The organism is Streptomyces sp. UH6, from assembly GCF_013421635.1.
Lineage (GTDB): Bacteria > Actinomycetota > Actinomycetes > Streptomycetales > Streptomycetaceae > Streptomyces > Streptomyces abyssomicinicus.
In genome coordinates this window covers 1-1,825 of the sequence record NZ_JACADT010001080.1, presented here as the reverse complement: position 1 = coordinate 1,825, position 1,825 = coordinate 1, and the positions used below count along the sequence as shown (strand labels likewise).

The 1,825-nt window shown below is 75.6% G+C and carries 3 protein-coding genes; all 3 read right to left on the bottom strand.

The features are described from left to right. Positions 1-229: ATP-binding cassette domain-containing protein (locus HW445_RS29415; protein ID WP_308800140.1), on the bottom strand; the 229-nt coding region annotated here is incomplete at its 3' end. Beyond that, positions 226-1,071, bottom strand: a complete 846-nt coding sequence (locus tag HW445_RS29410; RefSeq protein WP_180223868.1) for an ABC transporter permease — start codon at positions 1,069-1,071, stop codon at positions 226-228. The genes HW445_RS29410 and HW445_RS29415, both read right to left, overlap by 4 nt. Continuing rightward, the coding region (locus tag HW445_RS29405; RefSeq protein ID WP_180223867.1) for an ABC transporter permease at positions 1,068-1,825 on the bottom strand (758 nt) is incomplete at its 5' end. The genes HW445_RS29410 and HW445_RS29405, both read right to left, overlap by 4 nt.

Here is a 1,825-nt window from a genome sequence, read left to right as displayed (position 1 = left end):
CGTCCAGGCCCTCGGGGAGCAGGCCCGCGACGGCCCGCATGGTCAGCGACTTGCCGCTGCCGGACTCGCCGACCACGCCGACGCACTCGCCCGGCGCGACGGTCAGCGACACCCCGTCCACGACGAGGGCGCGGGCCCCGGAGGCCACGGCCACGGACAGGCCGTCGACCGCGAGGAGCGGTTCGGGCGCGGTGGTGGACGCGGTGGTGGCCGCGGTGGTGGTGGTCACGACTTGCCTCGCTTGGAGAACGCCTCCAGGACGCGGTCGCCGAGCAGGTTGAGCACGACGGCCGAGAGGACGATGAGGACGGCGGGCGCGAGCGCCGCGCTCGGGTTGGTCCAGAGCAGGTTCCGGTTCTCGGAGAGCATCCGGCCCCAGTCCGGGGCGCCCGGCGGGACGCCGAGGCCGAGGAAGGACAGCGAGCTCAGCGAGACCACGGCGCCCGCGAAGTTGAGCAGCGTGTTGGCGACCACCACCGGCAGGGTGTTGGGCCAGATGTGGCGCAGCATCACCGTGCGCCGGGGCAGCCCCAGCGTCTCCGCCGCCTCCACGTAGGGCAGGTGCCGCTGCTCCAGCGCGGCGGTGCGCACCAGGCGGATGTCGGACGGCGAGGTCAGCACGATCAGCGCGCAGACGGCCAGCGCCCAGCCCCCGCCGCCGATGCCGGCCACCACCAGGGTGACCAGCAGCGCGGGCACGGCCAGCAGCAGGTCGGCCCAGCGGCGGACCAGGACGTCGGTCCAGCCGCCGAGGTACCCGGCGAGGAGGCCGAGGACGTTGCCGATCACCATCGAGCCGAGGGCGACCAGCGCCGCGCCGGTCAGCGTGGACCGGGCGCCGGCGATCACCATCTGGGCGATGTCACGGCCCAGCTCGTCGGTGCCGAGCAGGTGACCGCCGCCGGGCATCCGGGCGCCCGCGGTGATGTCCTGGGCGTCCCAGTGCGGCAGCAGCGTCTGGCCGAACAGGGAGGCCGCCAGCAGCAGGAAGGCCACCAGGACGGCCAGCGCCGTCAGCGGCCGCAGGCCGCGCAGGCCGCGCGGGCGGCCGAGGGCACGGGGGGAGGTCATCGGCGCTCCTTCGGCCGGCGCGGCGTGGCGGGGGCCGGGCGCAGGCGCGGGTCGATCAGGGGCTGGGCGAGGTCGGTGAGGAGTCCGGCCAGGCAGACCAGCACGGCGATCAGCAGCGCCTCCGCCTGGACCAGCGGAACGTCGCGGTAGGTCACCGAGTCGACCAGCAGCGAGCCCAGGCCGGGCAGCGCGAACACCTGCTCCACCATCACCGTGCCGGCCAGCAGGTACGCCACCACCAGCCCGACGCCGGTGAGCACCGGCACCAGGGCGCCGCGCAGCACGTAGTGGACCAGGATCCGCCGCTCGGCGACCCCGCGGGCGCGCGCGAACACCACGTGCTCCTTGTCGAGCTCACGGATCACCGCCGCCCGGGTCAGCTTGAGCAGCACCGCCGTGACGCCCAGCGCCAGCGCCACCGCGGGCAGCACCAGGTGGAGCAGCCGGTCGCCGCCCGCGCCGGGGCCGTACGCGGGGAACCAGCCGAGCATCAGCGAGAAGACGTAGATCAGCACCAGGCCGCCCGCGAAGGCCGGGGTGGAGAGGGCGATCAGCGAGGCGGTCTGCACGGCCCGGTCCGTGGCCCGGTACCGGCGCAGCGCCGCGAGGACACCGCCCGGGACGCCCAGCAGCACGGCGATCGCCAGCCCCAGCCCCACCAGCTGCCCGGTCAGGGCGAGCCGGCCGCCGATGGTCGCGGACACCGAGGCGCCGGTGCGGATGGAGGTGCCCAGGTCCAGCCGGAGCGCGTCGC